The following is an 8,312-nucleotide window of genomic DNA, read 5'->3' as shown; positions in this document are numbered from 1 at the left end:
GCCAGGGGCGGGACTTCTTACGGTGGCCCGCCCGGCGGCCCGCCGCCGCCGAAACCCCCGCGTTCCGGGGGCGGCGCGCGGAATCGCCGTCCACCAGGGTGCTGATCTTCACCGGCGACGCGAACAGTGCCATGGCGGCCAGGATCCTCGAAGCGCGCGGGGCCGGGCTGTTGCTGAAATCCGGGTTGCTCGGGCAACTCGTCGAAAGCATTCGCACGGTCGCGGGCGGCGAGATCGTCATCCAGCCCGAACTGCTCGCCGGCGCACTCGCCGAACTCGCCGGGAAACCCGAACTGCTGGCGCCCGCGCTGACCATCCGGGAACGGCAGGTGCTGATCCGGGTGGCCGAAGGGCTGGGCACCGAACAGATCGCCGAAGAACTCGCGCTCGCGCGGAATACCGTGCGCAATCACGTGCAGCGCATTCTCACCAAGACCGGGACGCATTCGAAACTGGAAGCCGTCGCGGTCGCCCGGCGGACCGGACTCATTGAGTGAGCTGATTCCCCGGCGATCATTCGTCTGCTCGGGTGAGAACGGGGAAAGCACGCCGGAACGCGTGGGAAGCTGCACTATGACCACGTCATCGGGAAGGCCTGGCGCGGCGCCGCCGAGCCAGGCCCTCTTCGAACTGTTCATCGCCAACGTCGTCGACTACGCGATCTTCACCACCGACGTGCGTGGTTTCGTCGTCACCTGGAACGCCGGCGCCGAACGGATCAAGGGATACCGGGCGGACGAGATCATCGGGCAGCATTTCTCGGTGTTCTACCCGCCGGAGGAGGTCGCCGACGGGAAGCCGGAGGCGGAGCTGGCGGCCGCGGCCGACCAGGGCCGGTTCGAAGAGGAAGGCTGGCGGCTTCGCAAGGACGGGACGCGGTTCTGGGCCAATTCCGTGCTCACCGCCGTGCGTGACGAACGGGGCGAGATCGTCGGATTCGGCAAGGTGGTCCGTGATCTGACGCCGTCGCTGGACCGGGTGGGCAGGCAGCAGGTGTTCACCCATCTGGTGCGGGCACAGGAAACCGAGCGGCGGCGGATCGCGTGGGACGTCCACGACGATTCGATCCAGTCGATGATCGCGGTGAGCATGCGGCTGCAGATGCTGGCCGCGCGCCAGTCCGAAGAGGTGCGCACGGCGCTGGCCGGGCTGGACGAGTCCATTCAGGAGACCATCGCCAGGCTGCGCGCGCTGGTCGCCCATCTGCGGCCGCCGGTCCAGGACAGCGACGATCTGGTGTCCGCGTTGCGCGCCTACCTCGACGACGTGGTCGAGGGCTGGGGGCTCGAATGCACGCTGCGGCAGGACATCGACGTCTCCTCGCTCACCCCGGAGGTCGTCGTGAACGTGTTCCGGATCGTCCAGGAGGCGATGGTGAACGTGCGTAAGCACGCGTCGGCGAGCCGGGTCGACGTCGTGCTCGCCGAACGGGACGGCGGGCTGCTGGTCCGGGTGTCCGACGACGGGGTCGGCATGGACGCCGCGGCGGTCGGCGCCGGGCGCTGGGAACACGTCGGTCTTTCGGCGATGCGGGAGCGGGCCGAGGCGGCGCAGGGCTGGCTGACGGTGGACAGCGCGCCCGGCGCGGGCGTGACGATCGAATTCTGGATGCCCGAATATCGGACGCGCAGCGGCGAGAAGGGCTGATCGATGCGGAAACGCAATCGGCGTCGGCAATGCCTCCGGCCGCCGGGCGTGAAAAAATACCGGGGAGCCCGGTTGCCGCTCGGCCAGTCCCGGCATTCCCGCGCTCCGCACGAAATGAACCCGCTCGTCACTCCGGCCCCCGGTGGCCCACCCCTCGGTGGTACCCGATCACGGAGGCCCGAAATGACCGTAGAGCAAGCATTTTCCTACTGCACCGACTCCCATTGGCCCGTGGTGGGCCGCGGCCGGATCGGCTGCGCCGAAGTCAGGAAGGTGGAGGCCGAGACGAGAACGTTCCGCGCGCTGGACTACCGCTACGGTGGCGGCTGGTGCCGGGACGCGGTGGCCGCGCAGCTGAACTGGGCGCTCCGGTTGCTCGACGCCGACTGCTCCTCGGCGGTCCGTGCCGCGCTGTGCTCGGCACTGGCGGATCTGGCCGGGCTGGCCGGCTGGACCGCGTTCGACTCCGGACGTCCCGTCGTCGCGCACGCCTGGCTCGACCACGCGGCCGAGCTCGCCGGTGAGGGCGGCGACGACGCGCTGCTGTCCAATATCCGTTATCGGCAGGGGCGGGTGTTCCTGCACCACGACGCCCCGCGCGAGGCGCTGGAGGCGTTCCAGCGCGGTGTGGTCGCCGCCGAGTCCGGCGAGTGCACGCTCATGCTGAGTGTGCTGTACGCGAACCAGGCGTGGGCCTACGCGAAGCTCGCCGATCCCCGGCCCGCGCTCGCCGCGCTCGGTCGTGCGGTCGACGCCTTCGAACGCGCCGACGCGGCGGACGCCCCGGCCTCGGCCCAGTTCTTCGGCGAGACCGACCTGGCCGCGATGGCGGGCACGGTCTACGTCGAACTCGCCGCCGCCGTCGACACCATGTACGCGGCGATGGCGGTCAACGAGCTGACCCGGGTGGTGGCGCGGTACGGCGACCGCATGGCCCGCAGCAGGTCGCTGTGCCTGACGATGCTGGCGACGAGTCATCTGCTCTCGGAGGACGTCGACGAGGCCGTCGCGGTCGCCGACCGGGCGCTGACCGAGGCCATGGCGCTGAGTTCGCGGCGGTTCCGTGACCGGCTGGCCCCGCTCGAACAGCAGGCGCGGCTGCGCCAGGCGAATCCGTCCGCCTGCGAGCTGGCCGACCAGGTCGCGGAGTTCCGGACCGCGGCCTGAACCCCGCCGCGCGGCCACGGCGGCGCGACCCCCTTGCGACCACCCCCCCTCGACCCCGGGAGCACGCGATGGCCGAATCACGAGCGGTGAAGCGGAGCGGGACGGCCTTGGACGACCAAGGCCTGCAACGACTGCTCGACGGCCTGAAGGCGGTGCGGGACGGCGATTTCAGCACCCGGCTGCCCCGCGCCGAGGACGGCCTGGTGGACGAGATGGCCGCCGTGTTCAACGGGATGGTCGACCAGCTCGCGCTGTTCACCTCGGAGGTCACCCGGGTCGCGCGGGAGGTCGGGACGGAGGGCAAGCTCGGCGGTCAGGCCTCGGTCCCGGAGGTCTCGGGGACCTGGAAGGACCTCACCGACTCGGTCAACGCCATGGCGGGCAACCTCACCGGCCAGGTCCGCGACATCGCCGAAGTCGCGACCGCGGTGGCGAAGGGCGATCTGTCGCAGAAGATCACCGTCGACGTCAAAGGCGAGATGCTCGAACTGAAGAACACGATCAACACCATGGTGGATCAGCTGTCGGCGTTCGCGGACGAGGTCACCCGGGTGGCGCGCGAGGTCGGCAGCGAGGGACGTCTCGGCGGGCAGGCCGAAGTCCCCGGCGTGGCGGGGACGTGGCGGGATCTGACGACGTCGGTGAACTTCATGGCGGGCAACCTCACCAACCAGGTGCGCTCGATCGCCGAGGTCACCACCGCGGTGGCGAAGGGCGATCTGTCGCAGAAGATCACCGTCGACGCGCGGGGCGAGATCCTCGAACTCAAGAACACCATCAACACCATGGTGGATCAGCTGTCGGCGTTCGCGGACGAGGTGACGCGGGTGGCGCGCGAGGTCGGCACCGAAGGGATCCTCGGCGGGCAGGCGCAGGTGCCCGGTGTCGCGGGGACGTGGCGGGATCTGACGACGTCGGTGAACTTCATGGCGGGCAACCTCACCGCGCAGGTCCGCTCGATCGCGCAGGTCGCGACCGCGGTGGCGAAGGGCGATCTGACACAGAAGATCCGGGTCGACGCGCGCGGCGAGATCCTCGAACTGAAGAACACGATCAACATCATGGTCGACCAGCTTTCGTCCTTCGCGGACGAGGTCACTCGCGTCGCGCGGGAGGTGGGCACGGAAGGTCGTCTCGGCGGGCAGGCCGACGTGAAGGGCGTTTCGGGGACGTGGAAAGGCCTGACGGAGTCGGTGAACGTCATGGCCGACAACCTCACCGATCAGGTCCGCTCCATCGCCGAGGTCACCACCGCCGTCGCGCGCGGCGACCTCTCGCAGAAGATCCGGGTCGACGCGCGGGGCGAGATCCTGGAACTCAAGGACACGATCAACACGATGGTCGGCCAGCTTTCCTCGTTCGCGGACGAGGTCACTCGCGTCGCGCGGGAGGTGGGCACGGAAGGACGTCTCGGCGGGCAGGCCGATGTGAAGGGCGTTTCGGGGACGTGGAAAGGCTTGACGGAGTCGGTGAACGTGATGGCCGACAACCTCACCGATCAGGTCCGCTCCATCGCGCAGGTGGCCACGGCCGTGGCGCGCGGCGACCTGTCCCAGAAGATCACGGTCGAGGCCAAGGGCGAGGTGGCCGCACTCGCGCAGACGATCAACACCATGGTCGACACGCTCTCGGCGTTCGCCGACGAGGTGACGCGGGTCGCGCGAGAGGTTGGTACGGAAGGGATTCTCGGCGGCCAGGCGCGCGTGCCCAACGTCGCCGGGACGTGGAAGGACCTCACCGACAACGTCAACTCGATGGCGAACAACCTCACCGGCCAGGTGCGCAACATCGCGCAGGTGACCACCGCGGTGGCACGCGGCGATCTGACCAAGAAGATCGACGTCGACGTCCGCGGGGAGATCCTGGAACTCAAGACCACCATCAACACGATGGTCGACCAGCTCTCCGCGTTCGCCGCCGAGGTCACCCGCGTCGCGCGCGAAGTGGGCAGCGAAGGGAGGCTCGGCGGGCAGGCCGAGGTCGAGGGTGTGTCCGGCACGTGGAAACGGCTCACCGAGAACGTGAACGAGCTGGCGGGCAACCTGACCCGCCAGGTGCGGGCCATCGCGGAGGTCACCGGCGCGGTCGCGACCGGCGACCTCACCCGGTCGATTTCCGTTGAGGCGCAAGGAGAAGTGGCCGAACTCAAGGACAACATCAACGCGATGGTGCAGTCGCTGCGCGAGACCACCCGGGCCAACGAGGAGCAGGATTGGCTCAACACCAACCTCGCGCGTATCTCCGGGCTGATCCAGGGGCACCGCGATCTGCGGGTGGTGGCCCAGCTGATCATGAACGAGCTGGCCCCGCTCGTCGGCGCGCAGCACAGCACGTTTTTTCTCACCGAGCCGGGCGAGGACCGGCCCCGGTTGCGGTTGATCGCCGCCTATGGGCACAGCGAAGGCGCCGACGTCGTCACGCGGTTCGACCTCGGGCAGTCGCTGATCGGGCAGGCCGCGCAGGCGAAGAAGCCGATCGTCGTCGACCAGACCCCGCCCGAGTACGTCAAGATCTCCTCCGGCCTCGGCTCCGCCGCGCCGGTGAACCTGATCGTGCTGCCGATCGTGTTCGAGGACCAGGCGCTCGGTGTCATCGAACTGGCCTCCTTCACCCGGTTCACCGCGGTGCAACGGGACTTCCTCGAACAGCTGATGGAGACCATCGGCGTCAACGTCAACACCATCATCGCCAACGCGCGCACGGACTCGCTGCTGGAGGAGTCGCAGCGGCTCGCCGCCGAACTGCAGGCGCGGTCGGAGGAACTCCAGGCACAGCAGGCGAAACTGCAGCGGTCCAACGCCGAGCTGGAGGAGAAGGCGGAACTGCTGGCCACGCAGAACCGCGACATCGAGGTGAAGAACTTCGAGATCGAGCAGGCGCGGCAGGAGATCGAGGAACGCGCGCAGCAGCTGGCGCTCGCGTCGAAGTACAAGTCGGAGTTCCTCGCCAACATGTCGCACGAGCTGCGGACGCCGCTGACCAGCCTGCTGATCCTGGCCGGGGTGCTCGCGCAGAACTCGACCCAGAACCTGACCCCGAAACAGGTCGAGTTCGCCAAGGTGATCCAGTCCGCGGGCACCGACCTGCTGCAGCTGATCAACGACATCCTCGACCTGTCGAAGGTCGAGGCGGGCAAGATGGACATCCATCACGAGCCGTTCCCGCTGCGGCAGCTGGTCGACTACGTGCGGACCACGTTCCAGCCGCTCACCGCGGAGAAGGGGCTCGACTTCCAGGTCACGGTGGGCAGGGACGTGCCGGGCCTGCTGTTCACCGACGAGCAGCGGCTGCGCCAGGTGCTGCGCAACCTGTTGTCCAACGCGGTGAAGTTCACCGAAGAGGGCAGCGTCGAGCTGCGTGTCGAGCTCGTGGATCAGGAGGTGCTGTCCTCGCCCGCCGGGCACGAGCTGGTCGCCTTCGTCGTCGCGGACACCGGGATCGGGATCGCGGAGGAGAATCTGGACTCCATCTTCGGCGCGTTCCAGCAGGCCGACGGGACCACGAGCCGGAAGTACGGCGGGACCGGGCTCGGCCTGTCGATCAGCCGTGAGGTCGCGTTCCTGCTCGGCGGGGAGATCCGCGCGGAGAGCAGGCTCGGCGAGGGCAGCACGTTCACCCTGTTCCTGCCGGTCGCGCAGTACACCGCGGGCACCGCCGACCCCGGCACCGAGCGGCCCGACGCCGCCGAGCAGCTCGGCCGTCGCCGCGTCCTCGTGGTGGAAAGCCAGGAGAACAACCTCCTGACATTGCTGGCCAGGGGCGTCGCGGCGGATCTGGCCTACACCCACGGTGCGGTGCCGGTGGTCGGGGTGGAGGCGGTGTCCAACCCCGCCGAGGCGATCGACGCGCTGACCGCGCGGACGTTCCGCTGCATCGTGCTGGACACCAGCATGCCGGGCACCACCGCGCTGACCTTCCTCAAGCGGTTGACCGAGGGCCCGGACCCGATCGAGGTCCCGGTGCTCGCCCACGCGAGCCGGAAGCTGTCCGCCGCGCAGGAACGGCTGCTCCAGGCGCACGTCCGGGTGCACCCGGTGGAGCTACTGTCCTCTTTGGACTCCTTGCGGGAGCGGATCATGCTGCACCTGTCCGCGAGCGAGCTGGACGGAATCCTGCCGCTGATGCGCAAGCCGGAGACCGCGCCCGCGCCGTCGACGGAGAACGAGCGCGACGGCGAGCCGCCGACGTCCTACCGGCTGCGTGGCCGGAAGGTCCTGCTCATCGACGACGACACCCGCAACGTGTTCGCCATCTCGGGGATGCTGGAGCTGCACGGGCTGCGGGTGGTGCACGCGCCGAACGGCCGCAAGGGCATCGAGATGCTGCTCGCCGACGAGGGGATCGACCTGATCCTGATGGACGTGATGATGCCGGAGATGGACGGCTACGCCACCACCGCCGCGATCCGCGAGATGCCGCGGTTCGCGGGGCTGCCGATCATCACGGTCACCGCCAAGGCGATGGAGGGTGATCGGGAGAAGAGCCTCGCCGCGGGCGCGAGCGACTACGTGACGAAGCCGGTGGACACCGCCGAACTGCTCGCCTGCATGGAACGCTGGCTCAGTCGCTGACCCGCTCGCCGAGCCGCCGGATCGCCGCGATGATCTCGGTGTTCGGGCTGCCTTTGACGAGGTACTCGGTGACCCCGGCCGCGGCCATCTGCGCGATCGAGCCGCTGTCGCTGTGCGCGGAGAAGGCCATCAGTCCCAGCCCGGGGACCCGGCGGCGGAGTTCCCGCGCCATCCACGCCCCGCCGCCGGGGATGCGCACATCCAGTACGGCGACCTCGGGTGCGCACCGCTCGGCCAGTTCCACCGCCTCGGCCGCGTCACCGGCGACCCCGACGACGTCGAGATCCGGTTCGGTTTCCAGCAGCGCTTGCAGCGCGTCGCGGACGATCGGGTTGTCGTCAGCGATCAGTATCCGCAGCCGGGAGTGGTTTCGCCTCGGACCCATCAGAGCCCCCGGACCTCCCTCGCCGGCGTAGTCGGCCCCCAGACTGACCATGGTGCCGCTCAGCACGCCACGCGCCGGGCTTCACCCGTCTGGCCGATCAACGCCCGGGCGGCATCGTGGATCTTGAGGTTGTGGTCCCGGCAGAAGGACCGCAGCATGGCGAATGCCTCGTCCACGTCGATCCCGTAGCGTTCGGCGAGGATACCCTTCGCCTGCTCGATCGGCAGCCGGTGGTCCAGCGCGTACTGGAGCTGATCCGCCCGCGTACGGTAGTAGCGGAGGCGGTTCCGCAGTGCTTCGATCTCGCTGCTCTGGGCGGTGAGATTCGGGGGCCGGGACTTCGTGGTGTCCATGCACGAAGGATCACACAGCGCGCGGTGACCGGTGAAGACACGAAGGTCCCGGGCCCGTTAGGTGCAAATGACCCTGGCCGGGTTTCGAAACGGAATACCCCGAGGGACGACCAGCGCCGTGAAGGGGTCCTTCATAGCGCTGAGCGCGCTGAAAGCGCCCTTCGCCGCATCGCAGTCCACAAAGGACAA

The 8,312-nt window shown here is 68.9% G+C and carries 6 protein-coding genes; 4 read left to right on the top strand and 2 right to left on the bottom strand.

What is annotated here, in order from left to right; translation table 11 throughout:
• The 4 genes from ACFWY9_RS30925 to ACFWY9_RS30910 all read left to right on the top strand — a co-directional run.
• A partial coding sequence (locus tag ACFWY9_RS30925) for a response regulator transcription factor (protein ID WP_378340525.1) occupies positions 1 to 497 on the top strand: 497 nt, incomplete at its 5' end.
• 76 nt (positions 498 to 573) lie between these two features.
• Positions 574 to 1,647 carry a PAS domain S-box protein gene (locus tag ACFWY9_RS30920; RefSeq protein WP_378323931.1) on the top strand — a complete coding sequence of 358 codons (1,074 nt, stop codon included), beginning with the start codon at positions 574 to 576 and terminating at the stop codon, positions 1,645 to 1,647.
• A gap of 183 nt (positions 1,648 to 1,830) precedes the next feature.
• Positions 1,831 to 2,814: a transcriptional regulator gene (locus ACFWY9_RS30915; RefSeq protein ID WP_378323930.1), complete on the top strand. Its 984-nt coding sequence runs from the start codon at positions 1,831 to 1,833 to the stop codon at positions 2,812 to 2,814.
• Positions 2,815 to 2,882: 68 nt separating this feature from the next.
• Entirely contained in the window at positions 2,883 to 7,385 is a 4,503-nt protein-coding gene (locus tag ACFWY9_RS30910) for a HAMP domain-containing protein (protein WP_378323929.1), read from the top strand.
• On the opposite strand, the gene ACFWY9_RS30905 is transcribed toward ACFWY9_RS30910, so the two are convergent.
• Both ACFWY9_RS30905 and ACFWY9_RS30900 read right to left on the bottom strand, forming a co-directional pair.
• Positions 7,375 to 7,770 carry a response regulator transcription factor gene (locus ACFWY9_RS30905; RefSeq protein WP_378323928.1) on the bottom strand — a complete coding sequence of 132 codons (396 nt, stop codon included), beginning with the start codon at positions 7,768 to 7,770 and terminating at the stop codon, positions 7,375 to 7,377. The genes ACFWY9_RS30910 and ACFWY9_RS30905 overlap by 11 nt on opposite strands.
• 59 nt (positions 7,771 to 7,829) lie before the next feature.
• The gene (locus tag ACFWY9_RS30900) at positions 7,830 to 8,123 is read right to left on the bottom strand and encodes an ANTAR domain-containing protein (RefSeq protein WP_378323926.1); all 294 of its coding nucleotides are present in this window, start codon (positions 8,121 to 8,123) and stop codon (positions 7,830 to 7,832) included.
• Positions 8,124 to 8,312 lie beyond the last annotated feature (189 nt).

The organism is Amycolatopsis sp. NPDC059027 (assembly GCF_042739735.1).
In the GTDB taxonomy this organism is placed as follows: domain Bacteria; phylum Actinomycetota; class Actinomycetes; order Mycobacteriales; family Pseudonocardiaceae; genus Amycolatopsis.
Note: the sequence above shows the minus strand (reverse complement) of the source record. Positions and strands in the feature narration are given on the sequence as shown.